The following is an 18,441-nucleotide window of genomic DNA, read 5'->3' on the forward strand; positions in this document are numbered from 1 at the left end:
CTGTGATGATTATTGGTTTGCCACTACTGATTCGTATTCTTCTTTAACCCATTCATAACCTTCTTCTTCAAGGCGTTTTGCTAATTCAGCACCACCTGATTTCACTACGATGCCGTTATACATTACGTGCACATGGTCTGGTGTAATATAGTTTAATAAACGTTGATAGTGCGTGATAATTAATGAACCAAATTCCTCTCCGCGCATTTCATTGATTCCTTTTGATACAACTTTTAATGCGTCGATATCAAGACCAGAGTCAATTTCATCTAAAATAGCGAATTTAGGTTGTAACATCATTAATTGTAAAATTTCGTTACGTTTTTTCTCCCCACCAGAGAAGCCTTCATTTAAGTAACGTTGCGCCATGTCTTTATCCATGTCTAAGAAATCCATTTGTTTGTCTAACTTTTTAATGAACTGCATTAAGTTAATCTCATTACCTTCTTCACGTTGCGCATTAATTGCTGAACGCATAAAGTCCGCATTTGTCACACCCGTAATTTCTGATGGGTATTGCATAGCTAAGAAAAGACCTGCTTTGGCACGTTCATCAACTTCTAATTCTAAAACATTTACTCCATCTAATAACACTTCACCTTGTGTCACTTCATAAGATGGATGGCCCATAATTGCTGAAGATAATGTTGATTTACCTGTACCATTTGGCCCCATGATGGCATGAATTTCCCCTGTGTTGATTGTCAAGTTAACACCTTTTAAAATCTCTTTATCGTCAATAGACACATGTAAGTCTTTAATTTCTAATGTTGATGGCATTAATATTCCCTCCAAAATAATGTTAGATTCCATAGTTTAGTTTATAATAATTTTAATGTAACGTCAAAAGGTTTTCAAATCTATCTAGTTGCTTATTATAACTGAAATAAAGGGATTGATAAACCGTTTAGCGTTATATATTCAGTTTGTAGAAGAATCATTCTTACAAACTTTTTTAGAAACGTTATTGATAATTAAAAGCACTCTGTTCTCATTCAAATCAAGATGATATTATCACTAATAGAAAATGGGTATAATATGTTATGATGTATGGACAAAAAAGAAAGGATTACAATTATGTCGAAATTTAAACTTTCTAATATTCCTCGTGGTTTCGCAATGGGTGTCAGTGATTTAATCCCAGGTGTAAGTGGCGGTACAATTGCGTTATTACTCGGAATATATGATGATTTTATTCAATCTGTAAGTGGTGTGTTCTCAAAAAATTTTAAAAAGAGTATTTTATTTTTATTACCGATAGTGATTGGTATGGGCTTAGCAATCGGTATTTTAAGTAGTGTTATTAATTACTTATTAGCGAAGCATCCTGTCCCGACTATGTTCTTTTTCTTTGGACTGATACTAGGGATTATTCCATTTTTATTGCGCATCTCAAGATATAGACAGACATATCAGATTCAGCATTGGCTCGTTATGCTTGTCTGCGTCATTATTTTAGCATCAATGGCATTTTTCAAAGGCGATAGTAATCATGCTGTACCTTCACACATCGATGTATCAGGACCGATGTTGATAAAATATTTAATAGCTGGGATTTGTGCATCAAGTGCGATGCTACTGCCCGGTATTTCAGGCTCGTTCGTTTTATTATTATTCGGCGTCTACAGTACAGTGACATTTTCTATTTCAGAAGCTGTTCGTTTTAACTTTGAAGGGCTTCCTGTCATTTTATTAGTCGGCGTCGGTGTCGTCATCGGTTTTGTTATTGCAAGTAAGATCATTACATTTTTACTCGAACATTATACGTATTTAACATATGCTGCGATATTAGGGCTTGTCATCGGCTCACTTTTCTCAGTGTTCCCAGGCCTACCGACATCAGGACTCTCATGGTTGGTTTCTATCGTAACACTCATTATCGGTTTTGTTATCAGTTACGTCTTAGGTCAATTTACTGCCGAAGCTGAAACAAAATAAATTAAAAGCACACGTGAACCATTATGATCATGTGTGCTTTTTGATGTTATTATAGGAAGAAAAACGGAATAGTTCTTTTGGAAGTCTAGCCAGTCTTTCGGGGACAGTACGACGAAATCTTTGTGACATATAAGATTTCTGTACTGCCCCCGAAAAGCCCATCTGCCTTCTATAAAAAATAATAACGATATATTGACAAATCGCGTTGAGACTTCAGCTGATCCCGGAAGTGTCACCCGTTTTAAATAGTCATCCTATTTCTCCAACTCATTGTATATAATATGCGAACCAAAACATTACTTCGCAGGAATGACAGCACCATCAAACTCTTTGTTAATATAATCGCGCACTTCATCTGACTGTAATGCTTTCAAGAACTCTTGATACTTCTCATCGTTTTTGTGTCCTTTTTGAACAGCTAAAATATTGGCAAACGGCGATGATTCATCTTCTACTGCAATCGAGTCTTTCAACGGCTTCAATCCATTATCGATTGCATAGTTTGAGTTCATAATCACCGCATCACCTTCACCATTATTATAAGTTTTTGGTAAAAATTCTGCGCCTTGTTGGTTATCAAACTCTAAATGCTTTTTGTTTTCTACAATATCATCTAATTTTGCGTCTTCGATTTTAACCCCATCTTTAATTTTGATTAGGCCTGCTTTCACAAAGAATGATAAGAAACGCCCCTCTTCAGCTGGATTGTTTGAAATATAGATTTTAGCACCGTCTGGTAAGTCTTTTAAGCTTTTATGCTTTTTACTGTATACAGCCATTGGTGTTGTTAACACTTTACCTACTTCTTCAATTTGGTAACCGTGTGACTTTTGTTCAGCTTTTAGATAAGGTACGTGTTGAAAAAGGTTGGCATCTACATCGCCTTTATCCAATAACTTGTTCGGAATTTTATAATCATTGACTTCGCGAATTTCAACTTCATAGCCCTTTTTCTTCATGATTTCTCCAGCTTTTTTAGCGACTTGTCCATGGGGTGTCGGTGTTGCTGCAACAACGATTTTTTTATTATCACTTTCATTATTTCCTTTACCACAGGCTGCTAAAACAACTACGAATGCAGCAATTGCCATGAATAATACAGATAATTTTTTCATATACATTCCTCTCCCATCTGACCTATTTTAAATGATTAGGGTGTGAAAGTTTAGCCCATTTGAATGACTTTCCCCATCACACCACATGTTGTTTTTTTATTTCATATTAAATAGTTGTGCATCTCACCTTACTCTGCTGGCAATACAGCACCATCATACTTTTTCTTAATGAAATCTTTAATGTCTTTAGAATGTAACACTTCCATTAAAGCTTTGATTTTTTCATCGTCTTTATGGCCCTCTTTAACAGCGATTAAGTTTGCATAAGGATTGTCTTCACCTTTTTCAACAGCAATTGAATCTTTTTGAGGGTTTAATTTTTGTTCGATTGCAAAGTTAGAGTTGATGATTACCGCATCGCCCTCATCATTTTGGAACGTTTTTGGTAAAAATTCTGCAGCTTGTTTACTATTAAACTTGATGTCTTTTTTATTTTCTACAATGTCGTCAAATGTTGCATTTTGAATTTTAACACCGTCTTTAATTTTAATTAAACCTGCATCAACAAAGAATTTTAAGAAACGTCCTTGTTCTGCTGGATTGTTAGAAACGAAAATTTCAGCACCGTTTGGCAAATCTTTTAAACGCTTATACTTGTGAGAATATACAGCCATTGGTTCGATGTGAACGTCACCTGCTGATTCAATTTTATAACCTTTTTCTTTTTTCTCAGTATCTAAATAAGGTGTATGTTGGAAAAAGTTTGCATCTAATTCTCCAGCATCTAGTAATTTGTTTGGCGTTGTGTAATCGTTAATTGTTTTAATTTCTAAGTCATAACCTTTGTCTTTTAATAATGGTTTCGCTTGTTCTAGTATTTCAGCATGTGGCGCTGGTGAAGCACCAACAACGATTTTTTTGTCATCCTTTTTTTCTGCTGACTTATTTCCACATGCAGCAAGTCCAATGGCTAAAGCTAAAATAACAATAATTGATAAAATCCTTTTCATTCCACATTCTCCTTAATCATTAACGTTTATCAATTCTATTTGTAATCCAATCCCCAAGAAATTGAATTAAAAATACTAAAATTAAAATTAAAATAGTTGATACTAAGATGACATCATTTTGGTTACGCGTGAACCCTGTAAGGTAAGCAAGGTTACCTAATCCTCCAGCACCAATCACTCCGGCTACCGCTGTTGAACCGACTAATGCAATTGCTGTTACAGTAATACCTGAAATAAGCGCGGGTAATGATTCAGGAATCAGCACTTTAAGTACGATATTCCAAGTTGTTGCCCCCATTGAACGTGCTGCTTCGATAACACCTTTATCAATTTCTTTTAATGCAATTTCCACTAAACGTCCATAGAATGGTGAAGCACCGATGATCAATGCAGGTAATGCCCCTGTTGGACCACTAATCGTACCGAGCACCAAACTTGTAAATGGAATTAAGAGCAAAATTAAAATAATGAACGGTATCGCCCTGAATAAATTCACCACGAACGATACAATGTTGTAAAAGACGCGTCCGATTTTCGCTTCACTCTTGGATGTTAAGAATAAAATCACACCTAAGATTAAACCTAAAACAAATGAAAACGCTGTTGAAATAACGGTCATATACAATGTTTCGTACGTCGCTTCCCATACATCCGGCCAACGTACATTTGGCATTGTAATCATTTCTTGCAAGATTTCGCTAAAACTTTTACCCATGGCTAACCACCTCTATCTCAACGTTTTGCGCCCTTAATTCTGCTTGAATTTGATCAAAGTTGATACTCGAAAATTGTTCAATGTGTACTAATAGATAACCTAATGTACCCGTTTTAGAATGCTTGATATTGCCCTCTAAAATATTCACTGAAATGCCGTGTTTTTGGGTTAAATGTGATACAACTGGGTGTGTTGCGTTTTCACCAGAAAAAATCAGTTTAGCCAAGACTTCATCTTTATCTAATTTAAAAGTTTGTGCTAAATCCTCACTATCATCACTCGGTTTCAAATCCTCTTGAACGAATCGGCGTGTCACTTGATGTTGTGGGTGCTCGAAAATGTGTGACACTTTTCCCTCTTCAATTACACGGCCATTTTCCATAACTGCCACTTCATCACAAATACGACGAATGACATGCATTTCATGTGTAATCATTATAATTGTTAAATTTTTCTCAGTTTTGAGCTGTAATAATAAATCTAAAATTTCATCGGTCGTTTGAGGATCCAATGCACTTGTTGCCTCATCACATAACAATACTTCTGGATCATTAGCCAATGCGCGCGCGATACCGACACGTTGCTTTTGGCCTCCTGACAATTCTGATGGATAGGCATGTTCCCTACCTTGTAAGCCCACACGTGAAATTAATTCTTGTGCACGTCTTTTCGCTTCATTTTTCGGCATGCCAGCAATTTCAAGTGGAAAAATAATGTTCTCTAGTACAGTTCTTGACCACAATAAATTGAAATGTTGGAAAATCATACTTACCTTTTGACGCTTTCGTCGTAATTCATCTGGACTTAATTGTCCGATATTGTCACCACCAATAATCACTTCCCCTGAGGTTGGTTTTTCTAAATGATTAAATAAACGGACTAAAGTACTTTTACCTGCACCCGAAAATCCAATAATGCCGTAAATCTTACCTTTTTCAATTTCAAGATTGACACCATCAACAGCAGTAACAGATTTCGTCTTGCTTTCGTACTTTTTCACTATATTTTTAAGTGTGATCATACTGTTCCTCCCTGTGTTGCTACTTTAAAAAATTTGGAATAAAAAATGCTTTCCCTTTTAAAGAAAAAAGAGAAAGCATCAATATAAACGCTTTTCTCTCATCTTCAAAAGCAAATCGTTGCTTTATGTGAATTGGCACCATTTCTATAATATAGACGGTTGCCGGGCTTCATAGGGCACATCCCTCCGCCACTCTGGATAAGAGTTTTCTGACTATTCGATTGATTATTATATTATCATCGTCATTCACTGTCGTCAATGACTTTTTTTAATTTTTCTAGCAAGTACGGCACAGAATGGAATGCATAGAGCCTCTCTACTTCTTGATCGTAGCGCATGATGATTAAAATAGGGACCGATTGAATTTCTTTTTCTTGGCTCCACTCAGGGTGATAATTCAGGTCTAACTTTACAATCGGCAACTGGGTGATTTCATTCGAGATATCCAACATGCGTTCTGCTATTTTACATGTGCCACACATCGGTGTGTAACCAAAAATTAGATGTACACTTTGATCAAAATGTTTAGATATATTGTTCAATTGCTTTGAAACACTCATGATATGAATACTTCCCTTTTACATAAAAGTCTTGCTTCACCTTAAAGTCAAAATGCTGCAATACATTTGAGAGGTAATCGCGTGGACAACGGGCAACTTCACTATATTTTGTATCTATGAAAATATCAGTACTTTCACTCAAATATGTCGTAAACCATTTGCGAATGCGACGACCTTCTGCATCTGCATCGACTAAAATGTAGACTTGTTTATCATACAAATATTCAATCATATTGTCTAACTTTTCGATTCCCATCGTGCCATGAGTACAAATAATTTCGACAGGCTCTAACAACACTTCTTGAACACGTTTTTTATCAGATTTCCCTTCAACAACAATAACTTTATGGATCATCGTCATGGTCTTCACCTTCTAAAAAATATTTGAGTATAAAAAACTCCTTGATAACTAAATTACCCAGGAGTTCTCATTTTGATATTATTCGCCAATCATTTTTTCGTAACCAGCTGCATCTAATAATGCGTCTAGTTCACTTTCGTCTTTCAATTCAACTTTAACCATCCAAGCTTCCTCGTATGGTGATTCGTTAACTGCTTCTGGTGCATCTTCTAAGTTTTCATTCACTGCAACGACTTTACCAGATACTGGAGAATATAACTCAGATACTGTTTTAACAGATTCTACACTACCAAAAGTTTCGCCTTCTGTTAATTCGTCTTCTACTTCTGGAAGCTCAACGAAAACGATATCCCCAAGTTCGCTTTGTGCAAAGTCAGTAATACCAATGATTGCAGTATTTCCTTCAACTTTTACCCATTCATGTTCTTTTGAATATTTTAATCCACTTGGCACTGCCACTTGAATCCCCTCCTATTTAATGATTACGGTTACAAGTTAATCATGACACATTGCAACGGTTCAATCAACTATTTTATGACACCCAAATGTCACGATAGTCGGCTTCTTTAAAACCAACTGTGACCGTATCACCAGAAACCGCAAGTGGCCTTTTCACTAACATACCATCAGATGCGAGTAATTCTAATTTTTCTTCATCACTCATCTCACCTAATCGGTCTTTTAAATTCAATTCCTTATATTTTGCACCGTGCGTGTTGAAGAATTTTTTAATTTCTAAATCTGATTTTTGAATGATTTGACGAAACTCTTCTTTTGTCGGTGTATGTTGTGTAATATCAATAGGTTCAAAGCTCACGCCATTATCTGATAAAAACTTGGCCGCTTTTTTACAAGTTGTACAGTTTGGATATTGATAAAATTTAATCATCATTAAACCTCCTCGTTCAAATTAATTTAAATATAACAAATTATTATTTAAAATGCTTGTATTTTTAGCATGTAAACTTCAACATATACAACTTTTGCGCTATAACAAATAAATAGCAATAAATTGATTACCGTCACTACGATTACTTTTTGAGTTAACTTCAGAACGATTTTTGGAGTGTGCGCTGTACGTCCCAAAATCTGTTCACCAATTTGTACGGGTGACTTCTCTTATAAAATTCGTTATAATATCGTTACTTATCAGTTAAAAGGAGAGGTCTAACATGCAAAGTATTACAACTATGGATGCATTCAATCAAGTGATTCAAAGTAACGAACCTGTCATCATTAAATTCGAAGCCGGTTGGTGCCCTGACTGTAGGGCGATGGATATGTGGATTGACCCAATCGTTGAAAAATATAACCAATACGAATGGTATGCAGTTAATCGTGATGAATTAGAAGACGCAGCAACGCAATATGAAGTGATGGGTATTCCGAGTCTTTTAATCTTCCAAAATGGCGAAAAGCTGTACCACTTACATTCTGCCAATGCTAAGTCACCTGAACAAGTCGAAAGCTATTTGGCTGAAAGTTTAGGCTAGTTTTCAAATATCGTAGAAAGAGGCTAGGAGTACTTTCAATTGTGCCCTAGCCTCTTCCTATTTTAATATGCAAATCCTTCACATTGATTGAAGATGCAGTCTCAACAATGTAAAACAATACAGTCCCCTTTAAAACTCTGTAATCATCGCTTTGTTTTTACGCGGTACTTTACGAAATTTGTCTTCCTCTTTTAAATCTGTTAAATACAGAAAACCAATCAACTTTTCATCTGGACCTACACCAAACGCCGCACGCACTTTAGGCTTAAAAATATATTCTGGTGTTTTCCAACATGTCCCGATACCTTTTTCATACAGTAATAGAAGCAGGTTTTGCGCAAAAGCACCGACTGCAAGATAGTTTTCATTCTCTTCTCGTTGTCTTGCGTCACATTTCATCACAATCGCAAGAAAGCCACCCAAGTTCGTTACCGCATCATAATGACTTTGTTGCTTTTCGTGATCTCTTGGAAAGGCATAACGTGACACTTCACGACTCATCTCGCCCAGTTTATGTTTTGGTACATACACGACACGCCAAGGCTCTCGCATACCATGATTAGGTGCATCTGCCGCTTCATAAATTGCTTTTTTTAAAGCTGACTCATCGATATACATATCTCTTTCGAACTTCTTTATACTTCTTCTTGATTTAATCGCTTCTTGAAGTTCCATTCCTATCTACCCCTCAATTATTGATAATCATTATCAATTATAAACGACAGTATTTTAACTTTCAAATAAACTGTATAGCGGCAATACTTGTGCTAACGTTTGTACATGAAGCTGTCCTGGTGCGACACTGTCAGACAATGCACCATAAGACAACGCACCACCGAACGTGTTTTGTGCCGTTCTAGAAATCAGTCCGAGTTGCCCCATCGAAATCCCTGTCACCCATTGTTGTAACGCTTCGTTTGCCTCACTCAATGCTTGTAACAATGTTAATACATCTTGTCGTGTCTTGGGCATCACTGCAACCTTTAAATGATTCGCTCCTAGTTTTGACATATGATAATACGTTTTCTTAAGCACCTCTATCGTAGGGGTCATTTCAAAATTATGATAAGACGCAATCGACACTTTTCCACCTTGATGAATCGCTTCAACCACTTGACGACGTGCATCTTGATCAGGTTCCCATTCAATATCAATAAAGTCAATTTTGTCTAACGAGGCTAACCGACGCAATAACTGTAAATACCCATCTGTTGATAATACGCCCTTACCCCCTTGTTGAGACGTTCGATACGTCACTAGCAACTCAAATGTAACGGGAAGCGCGACAATTTGTTGAACCATCTTTTCAACCACCGCTATTTCACAATTAGGAATCCCGTCAATGCGCAACTCAAGAATATCGAAATCATTCGCGTAACGTTCGATATCATGCAATTCCTCAGGGGTCAATGTAGGGCTTAAAGGCATTAAGCTCGCAACAATTTGTGTTTTCAATTCTGTTTCACCTTTTCTCTTTATGGATTAACAATATTTTCTGCTTGTCGAGTACGAATAAATGATAAAACATCATTTAATGGAATGTCGACTAAGTTTTTCACAGCCTCATCAGTATAAAATGCGACATGTGGTGAGAGCAATACTTTTTCATGATTCAATAGCGTCTTTAAAGTCTCATCCTCTAATTCGCGGCCGCCCCAGTCATGTCTGAAGTATGCCCCTTCATTTTCATACGTATCAATGGCTACTCCTGCGACATGCCCCGCTTCTAAACTGCGGATTAACGCGGTCGTGTCCACTACACTGCCACGTGCGGCATTAATGAGTAACAATCCAGGTTTCGCTTGTTTTAAAACATCTTCATTAATCAAATAATGATTTTCTTTAGAACCAGGAATATGAAGTGTTAACACATCGACTTGTGAAATGAGTTTTTCGAGACTGTCTACATATGTCACAACATCGTTTAGTGCTTCATCCGGTGCAATATCATAGGCCAAAACTTCTGAACCGAATCCTTTAAATATTTTAGCTGCACGACTTCCAATACGCCCTGTGCCTAACACACCAATTTTCAAGGATTCCACCGTACGACCCTGTAAATTTAGATTCCACGTGAAATCATTTTGAGCCATATTACGGTCAATTTGTGCCGTATGTCGCACTAACTCTAACGTACGTGTCACAGCGAATTCAGCAATCGATTGTGGCGAATAACTAGGTACATTACTAATTTTAATATTTTCAAGATTTGCGGCCTCTAAATCAAATTGATCGTAGCCGGCCGAACGTTGCGCAATATGAAAAATCCCATTTTCTGCTAACACTTTATAAAATTGGCTATCAAATTGCGTCGTTTGCGAAATTGAAATACCATCCACGTCCGCTAATTTTACCAAATGTGACGCATCCAATTGTGCTTCAATCAATTCCACCTCAACATCATCTTGATGCGCTGCTTTCCATTGTTCTAATGCTGGTAACTCGTCTTCCCTTACATCAAACACTAAAATTTTTGTCATTGTTCATTCCTCCCACTACAAATGTCAGTTAATTCTGAATAAAATAACTATAGCCTATTCTTTTTATCTTGAAAAGGTGTGATGATTAAAAAACTATTTCATCGGGTAAATCATAGGATGAAGCATTAAAAATAAGGAGGTATTCATGATGGGTATTATTTATCAAACAACTGCAACAAACACTGGCGGACGTAAAGGGCACGTCCAAACAGATGACAATAAATTAGAATTTAGATTAGCACCACCAGATAACGCGAAAGAGGACGAAACAAATCCTGAGCAATTATTTGCGACAGGTTATGCGTCATGCTTCAATGGTGCATTTGATTTAATTTTAAAACGTAACGGTTTCCGTAAAGCTGAACCGGTCGTAGATTTAACAGTGAAATTAATGGATGACCCTAATTCAGAAAGCCCTATGTTAGGTGTAGACATTCAAGCAAAAGTTAAAAACATGTCACAAGAAGATGCCGAAAAATGCTTAGAGGAAGCACATGCATTCTGTCCATATTCAAAAGCAACAAATGGTAATATCGAGTTCAGCATGAATGTGACAGTTGAAGATTAAGTCATTTTCTTAAAATATTAATAAAGTTTGCTATGTCAAATCTCAATTTCCGAGTCATTGGAGACTCATCAATCGAGACGCTTTCAGCAACCTCCAAGAGCAATGCTACTTTCATAGTGGGATTGCTCTTTTCATTAGGAAAATGCTGAACCACATCACTCACATGTGCCACCATTATTGATATGATACCGAATTTTGTTCACTCACTGCTATCATACCTTTAACTTGTCTTGCTTATTCACACTGTCTTTAAACACGACACGATATGGATTGAAAGGTAAATTTTAATAAAGATAAACAGCATTATTTGTATAAATATGTTTTTGAATTCAGAAAATTCTTAAATAACGTTGAATTTACAATTTTATTTGTTTATGATTAATAGTGAGATATCGGATTGAAGTAAACTGGAGGTGGCGCAATGATAAAAATATTGACGCACAACGATTTGAATCAATTTAAACAACTCATCAACGACGCGCAACTGATTGAAACAAATCCCAATCATTATGAAGTTGAACTCACACCTGAAGACATCGCTGCTTTATTTCACCCAGATAATCAGGCACGCACAGTACTATTAGGTGCATTTGACGCTGATGCATTAGTCGGTTTCATTCAGCTTAACTACAATTCACAGCTTACGAAACGTCATAAAGCAGTCATTGAACATTTATATGTTGTACCTCAATATCGAAGTGAAGGGGTTGCCCAACAATTATTAGAAGTCCTCATCCCTCACGCCAAAGAGAATGGCATTGAAAACATCTTCATCTCTGTCGCATCAAACAACATTGCCGCAAAAATTTTTTATGATAACTTTGGGTTCGAATTTCTAGCTTTAGAAGAAAATGCACGTAAGATTAATGGGCATTACATTGAGGATCATTGGCTCATTTATTATACATAAGAGGTGTAAAATGAAAGAAACGACGAAAATTCAACATACTTGGCGCTATCAAAAATACAACGTCATGATGCGTAACTATAAGGACTATCAAAGAATTCAAGCACTAATCAAACAAGGCGCCTCTTTTAAAGTGGTAGACGCAACCATTCAAGAGATTTTAATAAAACCAATTGAACATCCCGCGTTTATGAATACATTCCAACATTTATGGGGTTATTTCAAAAAAATCGCGACACCCTCAGAAAAAGAAAGGTATACCACTTTACTCAAACAACTTGACATGCAAGCAGTAGCATATGACAAATGTATTCAATTTATCCAGCACCTCACGCTAAAATATGAACAACCTTATTTACTTCAAAGTGCTATCATGAAACTATAATAAGAAACGCAACGAACCTTTGATGATGAGATTCATTGCGTTTTTATTGTGTCGATTTATGACGATTTCGGCACTGGCACTGTGATACCAGGCTGATTGATAATCGCATGCTGATTTAAAATGTCAAAATAAATATGCTTAATACGTGCTTCGTTGTTGTTCGGTTTAGGTTGATCATAGTTCGTACCTAACACAATAATGTATTTATCGTTGTAATACGTCGTAAATATTTGTCCGAAGAAAATACCATTGATGCGGTTGAAATTATTATATACATAAAAACCGTAACGATATTTTTCAGGATAACGTGGCGTCATGAATTCGTGAATATATGGTAAGGTAATCTTTTCAGGAAATATACGATTCGTCTGTAACTTTCTCACCAACACACCCATATCGTGTGCTGACATATATAAGTTCCCCGCACCATAATATTGATTTAAATAATGCGGCTCTCGAAAGACAACATTGTGTGTCTTTTTATCTAATCGATATCCTTTCGCCATATCCTCTTTATACCGTTCATCATCAAAGAAGCTCGTATGCATTAATCTAAATGGATTCCCAATATAACGATAATAATTTTGAACATAAGATTGTCCTGTTACATTTTCGATCACTTTAGCCAACACAAGATAATTGGCATCGTTATAAAAATGTTTGTGATAAAATTTAGGGTCGATACCACGTGCTTCAATGGCTTTAATCGCCCCATCTAAATCTGAAATATCATCTGAACCTTGATATTTATAAAAACCGCTTTGATGCATTAGTAAGTCTTTAATCGTTACATCTTGTGGTAATTGAAAGTCAGGTATATAGGTTGACACTGAATCTTCAACATGGATTTTATTTTCAAGTTCTAACTTTTTAACGATGATACCCGTTAAAAACTTTTGAGCTGAACCAATTAAATAAACCGTATTGGGACTATTTTTCTTTTGTTTTTCAAAATCTTGATAACCATACCCCTTATCCATTTTTAAATGACCATTTTCAAACACCGCTATAGTTCCATTGAATTGGACACTTTCTAAATACCGATCAATTGTATTAAATACAGGGTTTTGTTGATCAACGATTGTTTCAAGTGGTTTGATTTCTTGTGATTTTTCAGCTGTATGCGCTTGTCGCTGTTGTTTCCTATCTTGAATCGTCAACGGATCCTCTTCATTCAAATGTTTAAACTGATAGTATAAATAACAACCACTTACGAATATGGCAATAATTGAAACACTCATGATGAAATAAGTGAATCGAGATGTTTTTCTTTTGTTCACATTTGTTCTACTCCTCTATCATTCTCCACTTTTACCTATTCATTAACTGAAGCGTTAACTACTAAAGGTATCATCAAATTAGGAGAATTGAAGTGTTGGTGTAATACTTCGCTGTTTAATGATATGTCCCTCCATTGAAACATTTGAGCAATTGTATTGTATAAAGTGTACCATGAAATATATCGAATTTAAAAATGATTTTATGTTTTTATCGTGTAACGCTATTGTGAAATGATAAACTTGCGATGACTTCGGATATATCCTCCATCTTTCATGCAAAAAAGGTCGTTATTTAGTCCTATTACACCTTGAATTTTGGCTGACTTAAATCATTTCAAGCGCAATTCAATCCTTCAAATTGAGACTTGCAAATATAAGAAGCACAATATAATATTGATGTAAATATTCCAGTTGCCTCAACCTCCATTCAATCCACCTACCTTTAACTCAAGTTTTTGATTGACTACATTTTAAATTCATTGTATCCACACGATATGACAATTTTCAGCTACTATTTTCAATCTAATCCGTCCCACATCAGCAAATCACAATGAAACATTAATAAAGGAGAATGCCTATGGAAAAAGAAATATACGAACAATTAATGTGTAAAATAAAGGTCTTCGAAAAAAATATTGTCAACTTACCGAGAGTTGGAGAGCAAATTCAGCACCATTTGATTCATATTATCGATGACGCTGAAAGATTTAAATTAATCATTAATAAACGAGGTCATAAAAATCCCGATAACCTTACAATAATGCTATACAGTATGAATCAAAATAGCACTATGATACGATTTGACGTAAATGGAAGTGATCATGCCAATCCTCCAAACTTTGATCGAATACCTACGCCACACCTCCATATCATGACTGATGAATATAAAAACGGGACTATTGCTATACCATTATACGACATACAAAATATTGAACTGATTAACGAGATGATAGATGCTCTAGATTTTTTTATGGATTATACTAAAATAAAAAAAGACAATATCATCATCAAGCCATAATCACTTTAAAGCAGAAAGGAGTGAATTGCATATGGAGAGCATTGAACAAAAAATGAATGAATATTTTAAATGGATGAAACAAAACTATAAATACAAAAAATTAGAAGATTCAACAGAAATAACTACACCGTTTATCAACCCTTTAAATGATTATATTAGAATATATCTTGATGTATTACCCAATAACGACATTCGATTATCTGACGATAGTTTAACAATGAATGAACTTGAGCTCGCAGGTATTGATATTCATACAAAAGCCAGAAGTATACTCATTCAAAATGTGTTAAACCAATTTAACCTCGTTTTAGATGGAGAAGAAATTGTCACTAATGTCAAAAATAATAGTTTCGCTCAGTCAAAACATAACTTGATACAAGGGATTTTAAAAATATATGATTTAACATTAACGACAAAGTCAAATGTGTCACGACTCTTTTATGAAGAAGTATTCGATTTTTTATACAACGAAGAAATTCTAGGTTCGGCAAAGGTTTCAGTTTCAGGAGAATCAGGAATCAAATATTTTATTGATTTCATTTTACCGGAAACAAAATCAAAACCTGAAAAACTTATCAATTTTGCAAACCATCTAGATTTTAATAAAGTGACGACTGATGCTTTTATGTACAGAGATGTTAAACATAATAGACCTAGTAGAAGCGGATTAGCCCCTCAAATGCTCATCGTCGCAAATGACGTTGAGCATCCAATTACAGTTAAAGCCCGTCAAGCAGCAGAGCATGAACATCTTTCAATATTACATTGGTCAGATAAAGATAGGATAAAAGCCATTTTGACACAGTAAAGTAATAACAGAAGATTCAAAGTTGAAATAACTCCAATTCAATATTTCCAGCTAAGAATAAAACTGCACCTAGACTTTCTCAAAGTCTTAGGTGCTTTTCCATGTTAATATGGATCTTGTTTCACTGTTCCTTGATGAAACAATAACTTCCAATCACCCTCATGCATTTTCCAGATTGATGTTCTATTTGTCTTAATGTGCCGCGTATGATCTATCAAAGTATATGTACATAATCTACAATCTTCTGCTAAATGATCAACTTGAAAATCACTTATTTCATACTCAGCTACATGTAATTCAATACATTCAAAGTCACTCCTATCATACACTTTTCCCGACATACCAAACTCTTTAAAATCTGGATGCAAAACCTCAATAAATTGCCCACTTTCCCGATTTTCAGGCTTCAAATGTTTCCATTCGTATTCAATTATTTAATGCCTCCTTCAAGTAATTGTGTATTAACAGCACCATCACTTCCTTAATAAAAGTGATTCGTGTTTAATGCTTAAAAAATTTCATATGTGTTTTTTCTTGTTGATAATAGTCTAAACGCTCTTGTAAAGTACCGGTATGTAACTCTATTTTATGACCATCATGATCTGTAAAATAAATCGATTGCTTGTCTTTTATATTTCTTTCTCTCCCCTTTAATATATTCACTTGATTACACTTTAGCCAATAGTACCAACTGTCAAAGTCACTTTCACTTATAGAAAATGCAATATGTGTGTATGATTGTTTTATCTCATTTCTAGATATGTTCTTTTCCTCGTTTAGTGCTAACCAAACACCTCCTAGTGTAAAATAAGCTGTATGCTTCCCTTCAACTAATAATGTCGCTTTTAAGATATCTTTATAGAACTTAATAGAATTCCTTAAATCCGAAACAGAATATGTGATATGATTGATAGCTTTAATCATGAAATCCTCATTTAATACATCACGACTTCTTTTATCTCAACGATATTTTAAACTATATTTTGTGTTAATAAAATAATAGTTAGAAAGCCCACTGTTTAATACATGTGATTTATCGCATATGCCACTAAAAACATGTGATAAAAAAGTGTACCATGAAATATATCGAATTTAAAAATGATTTTATGTTTTTATCGTGCAACGCTATTGTGAAATGATAAACTTGCGATGACTTCGTATATATCCTCCATCTTTCATACAAAAAAGGTCGTTATTTAGTCCTATTACGCCTTGGATTTTGGCTGACTTAAATCATTCCAAGCGCAATTCAATCCTTCAAATTGAGACTTGCAAATATAAGAAACACAATATAATATTGATGTAAATATTCCAGTTACCTCAACCTCCGTTCAATCCACCTACCTTTAACTCAAGTTTTTGATTGACTACATTTTAAATTCATTGTATCCACACGATATGACAATTTTCAGCGAGAATCGTTAAAGAAAAAATATTTAAAACAACTCAACACCAGTTCTGAAGTTTAAAAAAATTTAAAAAGGAGATTTACAATGGATATAAAATTAACTGATAATGATGTTCAAAAATTATTAGTTTTGTGTAAAGAGATTTTAACGCAATATAATATTCAATTGGAGGAAAAATGTAAGGGAACGATAAATATTACAGCCACCAATTCAGAAAAATCCTTTGTATTAAGCTATTTCGTTAGACCAGGAAAAGTCTCATTAAATTTTAGAGAGACAGAATTCAATATTTGTCTCATAAGAATAAACTTAAATAATGGATTTCATAAAAATTCAAATAACGAAATAATCAGAGGAAACAGAATCAAAATCTTTTCTGAGGAAGAACATTTAAGAAAAAATGACGGTTCTACTTACATGAGAGCTTATGCGCTTCCTTATAAAATTTTTGAAGATAATTCAGATTTTGTTAACCAGTTGTTTGCACTACTAGAATATACAAAAAAACGACACAATGATAATATTAACGTTGAAACGAATCTATTTTTTTAAGGTGGTGATACAATGTTTGAAAATGAAATTAAATCTATTAGTGAAGAATATTTCAACTATTTAAAAAACGAATCTAAGTTTCTACCATTAGAAAATGAGTCAATCGAATTTTATTCCCCTGTTGTTGATTTTTTTGGAGATTCTATTTCTGTAAACATATCATTTACTGGAAGCCACTATAAATTAACAGACCATGGTGAAACATTGTGGAATATGGAGGAATTCGGTATAGATTTAATGCGTCATAAACAACAAAAAAAGTATCAACTCCTAAAAAATATTATGGACAGTCACGGTTTATTTTTAGAAAACGATACATTATCGCTGTATACAAATAGAAAAAACTTACCTCAAGCGATACACGATTATGTTTTAACTTTATCCGAAATCAGCCACCTCGCTATTTTGAAAAAAGAAAATATAAGATCCATGTTTAAAGATGAAGTTATACATTATTTTTTAAATAATCGCAATCTTTATCCCAATATTTTTCCGGAGTTTAAAATAGAAGGCAAATCTAAATTGACTCATCATTTTGACGCTGTATTTCCTGGCCAAACCACTGAATATGTTAAAGCGATAAAAAATATTAATATCAATACTGCTAAAAACGCACTTTTTGATTGGGACGATGTCGAAACGTATAGAAATCAAACGTTTGATGCTAATGCTAGACTCAACATCATTACTGATAACGAAGATGATATCAGTGACGCTGTGGCAACCATGCTATCTCAATATAATGTGAGTGTCTTGTCATTCCATCATAAAGAACGTTTAGTACAAAGGTTCAGTAATGTATAAAGGGTATATGTACATCATCGTACCCTTTTTGTTTTTTGCGATTTTGAATACATCAGTGTTTCATGATACCGACATTG

The 18,441-nt window shown here is 34.7% G+C and carries 24 protein-coding genes and 1 riboswitch; of the genes, 9 read left to right on the forward strand and 15 right to left on the reverse strand.

What is annotated here, in order from left to right:
• Nucleotides 1-9: 9 nt before the first annotated feature.
• Nucleotides 10-780 (reverse strand): Fe-S cluster assembly ATPase SufC, encoded by a 771-nt coding sequence (gene sufC / locus BJK46_RS02010; RefSeq protein WP_014614447.1) that lies wholly within the window; start codon nt 778-780, stop codon nt 10-12.
• Nucleotides 781-1,077: 297 nt separating this feature from the next.
• On the opposite strand from sufC, the gene popT reads away from it, so the two are divergent.
• A complete protein-coding gene (popT, locus tag BJK46_RS02015) occupies nt 1,078-1,938 on the forward strand; it encodes a polyprenyl-phosphate transporter PopT (protein WP_063284815.1) in 861 nt (286 codons plus the stop codon).
• 296 nt (nt 1,939-2,234) lie between these two features.
• Here the strand turns inward: popT and BJK46_RS02020 are convergent, their stop codons facing one another.
• The 8 genes from BJK46_RS02020 to BJK46_RS02055 all read right to left on the reverse strand — a co-directional run bounded on the left by BJK46_RS02020 (nt 2,235) and on the right by BJK46_RS02055 (nt 7,549).
• Nucleotides 2,235-3,053, reverse strand: a complete 819-nt coding sequence (locus BJK46_RS02020) for a MetQ/NlpA family ABC transporter substrate-binding protein (RefSeq protein ID WP_014614449.1) — start codon at nt 3,051-3,053, stop codon at nt 2,235-2,237.
• Nucleotides 3,054-3,181: 128 nt separating this feature from the next.
• Nucleotides 3,182-4,003: a MetQ/NlpA family ABC transporter substrate-binding protein gene (locus BJK46_RS02025; protein ID WP_014614450.1), complete on the reverse strand. Its 822-nt coding sequence runs from the start codon at nt 4,001-4,003 to the stop codon at nt 3,182-3,184.
• Nucleotides 4,004-4,022: 19 nt separating this feature from the next.
• Nucleotides 4,023-4,718, reverse strand: coding sequence for a methionine ABC transporter permease (locus tag BJK46_RS02030; RefSeq protein WP_063284816.1), 696 nt, complete (start codon nt 4,716-4,718; stop codon nt 4,023-4,025).
• The gene (locus BJK46_RS02035) at nt 4,711-5,739 is read right to left on the reverse strand and encodes a methionine ABC transporter ATP-binding protein (protein ID WP_065520635.1); all 1,029 of its coding nucleotides are present in this window, start codon (nt 5,737-5,739) and stop codon (nt 4,711-4,713) included. The genes BJK46_RS02030 and BJK46_RS02035 overlap by 8 nt, the downstream gene beginning before the upstream one ends.
• Before the next feature lie 95 nt (nt 5,740-5,834).
• Nucleotides 5,835-5,944: riboswitch (SAM riboswitch) on the reverse strand.
• Nucleotides 5,945-5,981: 37 nt separating this feature from the next.
• Complete coding sequence (locus BJK46_RS02040) at nt 5,982-6,299, reverse strand: thioredoxin family protein (protein WP_014614454.1); 318 nt, start codon at nt 6,297-6,299, stop codon at nt 5,982-5,984.
• Complete coding sequence (locus BJK46_RS02045; protein ID WP_014614455.1) at nt 6,265-6,660, reverse strand: toprim domain-containing protein; 396 nt, start codon at nt 6,658-6,660, stop codon at nt 6,265-6,267. The genes BJK46_RS02040 and BJK46_RS02045 overlap by 35 nt, the downstream gene beginning before the upstream one ends.
• Before the next feature lie 78 nt (nt 6,661-6,738).
• A complete protein-coding gene (gcvH, locus tag BJK46_RS02050) occupies nt 6,739-7,119 on the reverse strand; it encodes a glycine cleavage system protein GcvH (protein ID WP_014614456.1) in 381 nt (126 codons plus the stop codon).
• Nucleotides 7,120-7,192: 73 nt separating this feature from the next.
• Nucleotides 7,193-7,549 carry an arsenate reductase family protein gene (locus BJK46_RS02055; protein ID WP_031253623.1) on the reverse strand — a complete coding sequence of 119 codons (357 nt, stop codon included), beginning with the start codon at nt 7,547-7,549 and terminating at the stop codon, nt 7,193-7,195.
• Nucleotides 7,550-7,832: 283 nt separating this feature from the next.
• Here BJK46_RS02055 and BJK46_RS02060 point away from each other — a divergent pair, with 283 nt between their 5' ends.
• A complete protein-coding gene (locus BJK46_RS02060; protein ID WP_065354456.1) occupies nt 7,833-8,153 on the forward strand; it encodes a thioredoxin family protein in 321 nt (106 codons plus the stop codon).
• Nucleotides 8,154-8,282: 129 nt separating this feature from the next.
• Here BJK46_RS02060 and BJK46_RS02065 read toward each other — a convergent pair whose 3' ends face one another.
• The 3 genes from BJK46_RS02065 to BJK46_RS02075 are packed head-to-tail and all read right to left on the reverse strand — an operon-like array spanning nt 8,283 to nt 10,633.
• Nucleotides 8,283-8,828, reverse strand: coding sequence for a nitroreductase family protein (locus BJK46_RS02065; RefSeq protein ID WP_014614459.1), 546 nt, complete (start codon nt 8,826-8,828; stop codon nt 8,283-8,285).
• Nucleotides 8,829-8,882: 54 nt separating this feature from the next.
• Nucleotides 8,883-9,608, reverse strand: a complete 726-nt coding sequence (gene aroD / locus BJK46_RS02070) for a type I 3-dehydroquinate dehydratase (protein ID WP_096533925.1) — start codon at nt 9,606-9,608, stop codon at nt 8,883-8,885.
• Between the two features lie 20 nt (nt 9,609-9,628).
• The gene (locus BJK46_RS02075; protein ID WP_103263426.1) at nt 9,629-10,633 is read right to left on the reverse strand and encodes a D-2-hydroxyacid dehydrogenase; all 1,005 of its coding nucleotides are present in this window, start codon (nt 10,631-10,633) and stop codon (nt 9,629-9,631) included.
• Nucleotides 10,634-10,781: 148 nt separating this feature from the next.
• On the opposite strand from BJK46_RS02075, the gene BJK46_RS02080 reads away from it, so the two are divergent.
• From BJK46_RS02080 to BJK46_RS02090, 3 genes are all read left to right on the forward strand, one after another.
• Complete coding sequence (locus BJK46_RS02080) at nt 10,782-11,201, forward strand: Ohr family peroxiredoxin (protein ID WP_031253630.1); 420 nt, start codon at nt 10,782-10,784, stop codon at nt 11,199-11,201.
• Between the two features lie 421 nt (nt 11,202-11,622).
• Complete coding sequence (locus tag BJK46_RS02085) at nt 11,623-12,111, forward strand: GNAT family N-acetyltransferase (RefSeq protein WP_014614463.1); 489 nt, start codon at nt 11,623-11,625, stop codon at nt 12,109-12,111.
• A 10-nt stretch (nt 12,112-12,121) separates the two neighbouring features.
• Nucleotides 12,122-12,493, forward strand: a complete 372-nt coding sequence (locus tag BJK46_RS02090) for a DUF1722 domain-containing protein (protein ID WP_014614464.1) — start codon at nt 12,122-12,124, stop codon at nt 12,491-12,493.
• 56 nt (nt 12,494-12,549) lie between these two features.
• Here BJK46_RS02090 and BJK46_RS02095 read toward each other — a convergent pair whose 3' ends face one another.
• Entirely contained in the window at nt 12,550-13,773 is a 1,224-nt protein-coding gene (locus BJK46_RS02095; protein ID WP_015728783.1) for a serine hydrolase domain-containing protein, read from the reverse strand.
• Between the two features lie 577 nt (nt 13,774-14,350).
• Here BJK46_RS02095 and BJK46_RS12615 point away from each other — a divergent pair.
• Both BJK46_RS12615 and BJK46_RS02105 read left to right on the forward strand, forming a co-directional pair.
• A complete protein-coding gene (locus BJK46_RS12615; RefSeq protein WP_014614466.1) occupies nt 14,351-14,791 on the forward strand; it encodes a DUF6978 family protein in 441 nt (146 codons plus the stop codon).
• A gap of 31 nt (nt 14,792-14,822) precedes the next feature.
• Nucleotides 14,823-15,599 (forward strand): DUF1828 domain-containing protein, encoded by a 777-nt coding sequence (locus tag BJK46_RS02105; protein WP_063284821.1) that lies wholly within the window; start codon nt 14,823-14,825, stop codon nt 15,597-15,599.
• Nucleotides 15,600-15,703: 104 nt separating this feature from the next.
• Here the strand turns inward: BJK46_RS02105 and BJK46_RS02110 are convergent, their stop codons facing one another.
• Together BJK46_RS02110 and fosB are read right to left on the reverse strand one after the other, a co-directional pair.
• Nucleotides 15,704-16,009 carry a nuclear transport factor 2 family protein gene (locus BJK46_RS02110; RefSeq protein WP_014614468.1) on the reverse strand — a complete coding sequence of 102 codons (306 nt, stop codon included), beginning with the start codon at nt 16,007-16,009 and terminating at the stop codon, nt 15,704-15,706.
• 91 nt (nt 16,010-16,100) lie between these two features.
• Nucleotides 16,101-16,523: a FosB/FosD family fosfomycin resistance bacillithiol transferase gene (gene fosB / locus BJK46_RS02115; RefSeq protein WP_014614469.1), complete on the reverse strand. Its 423-nt coding sequence runs from the start codon at nt 16,521-16,523 to the stop codon at nt 16,101-16,103.
• 569 nt (nt 16,524-17,092) lie between these two features.
• Between fosB and BJK46_RS02120 the strand changes: the two genes are divergently transcribed.
• The gene (locus BJK46_RS02120; protein ID WP_063284822.1) at nt 17,093-17,560 is read left to right on the forward strand and encodes a DUF6978 family protein; all 468 of its coding nucleotides are present in this window, start codon (nt 17,093-17,095) and stop codon (nt 17,558-17,560) included.
• Between the two features lie 12 nt (nt 17,561-17,572).
• Complete coding sequence (locus BJK46_RS02125; protein WP_063284823.1) at nt 17,573-18,364, forward strand: DUF1828 domain-containing protein; 792 nt, start codon at nt 17,573-17,575, stop codon at nt 18,362-18,364.
• Nucleotides 18,365-18,441: the final 77 nt, after the last annotated feature.

It is taken from the genome of Staphylococcus pseudintermedius (assembly GCF_001792775.2).
Lineage (GTDB): Bacteria > Bacillota > Bacilli > Staphylococcales > Staphylococcaceae > Staphylococcus > Staphylococcus pseudintermedius.

Excerpts from the sequence above, each read along its gene's own strand:
- fosB (WP_014614469.1), bottom strand. The coding sequence starts at position 16,523 with ATGATTAAAGCTATCAATCATATCACATATTCTGTTTCGGATTTAAGG.
- BJK46_RS02085 (WP_014614463.1), top strand. The coding sequence starts at position 11,623 with ATGATAAAAATATTGACGCACAACGATTTGAATCAATTTAAACAACTC.
- BJK46_RS02120 (WP_063284822.1), top strand. The coding sequence starts at position 17,093 with ATGGATATAAAATTAACTGATAATGATGTTCAAAAATTATTAGTTTTG.
- BJK46_RS02045 (WP_014614455.1), bottom strand. The coding sequence starts at position 6,660 with ATGACGATGATCCATAAAGTTATTGTTGTTGAAGGGAAATCTGATAAA.
- BJK46_RS02055 (WP_031253623.1), bottom strand. The coding sequence starts at position 7,549 with ATGATTAAATTTTATCAATATCCAAACTGTACAACTTGTAAAAAAGCG.
- BJK46_RS02060 (WP_065354456.1), top strand. The coding sequence starts at position 7,833 with ATGCAAAGTATTACAACTATGGATGCATTCAATCAAGTGATTCAAAGT.
- BJK46_RS02105 (WP_063284821.1), top strand. The coding sequence starts at position 14,823 with ATGGAGAGCATTGAACAAAAAATGAATGAATATTTTAAATGGATGAAA.
- BJK46_RS02025 (WP_014614450.1), bottom strand. The coding sequence starts at position 4,003 with ATGAAAAGGATTTTATCAATTATTGTTATTTTAGCTTTAGCCATTGGA.
- BJK46_RS02065 (WP_014614459.1), bottom strand. The coding sequence starts at position 8,828 with ATGGAACTTCAAGAAGCGATTAAATCAAGAAGAAGTATAAAGAAGTTC.
- BJK46_RS02080 (WP_031253630.1), top strand. The coding sequence starts at position 10,782 with ATGGGTATTATTTATCAAACAACTGCAACAAACACTGGCGGACGTAAA.
- BJK46_RS12615 (WP_014614466.1), top strand. The coding sequence starts at position 14,351 with ATGGAAAAAGAAATATACGAACAATTAATGTGTAAAATAAAGGTCTTC.
- BJK46_RS02030 (WP_063284816.1), bottom strand. The coding sequence starts at position 4,718 with ATGGGTAAAAGTTTTAGCGAAATCTTGCAAGAAATGATTACAATGCCA.
- sufC (WP_014614447.1), bottom strand. The coding sequence starts at position 780 with ATGCCATCAACATTAGAAATTAAAGACTTACATGTGTCTATTGACGAT.
- BJK46_RS02040 (WP_014614454.1), bottom strand. The coding sequence starts at position 6,299 with ATGAGTGTTTCAAAGCAATTGAACAATATATCTAAACATTTTGATCAA.
- BJK46_RS02035 (WP_065520635.1), bottom strand. The coding sequence starts at position 5,739 with ATGATCACACTTAAAAATATAGTGAAAAAGTACGAAAGCAAGACGAAA.
- BJK46_RS02075 (WP_103263426.1), bottom strand. The coding sequence starts at position 10,633 with ATGACAAAAATTTTAGTGTTTGATGTAAGGGAAGACGAGTTACCAGCA.
- BJK46_RS02090 (WP_014614464.1), top strand. The coding sequence starts at position 12,122 with ATGAAAGAAACGACGAAAATTCAACATACTTGGCGCTATCAAAAATAC.
- popT (WP_063284815.1), top strand. The coding sequence starts at position 1,078 with ATGTCGAAATTTAAACTTTCTAATATTCCTCGTGGTTTCGCAATGGGT.
- BJK46_RS02020 (WP_014614449.1), bottom strand. The coding sequence starts at position 3,053 with ATGAAAAAATTATCTGTATTATTCATGGCAATTGCTGCATTCGTAGTT.
- BJK46_RS02125 (WP_063284823.1), top strand. The coding sequence starts at position 17,573 with ATGTTTGAAAATGAAATTAAATCTATTAGTGAAGAATATTTCAACTAT.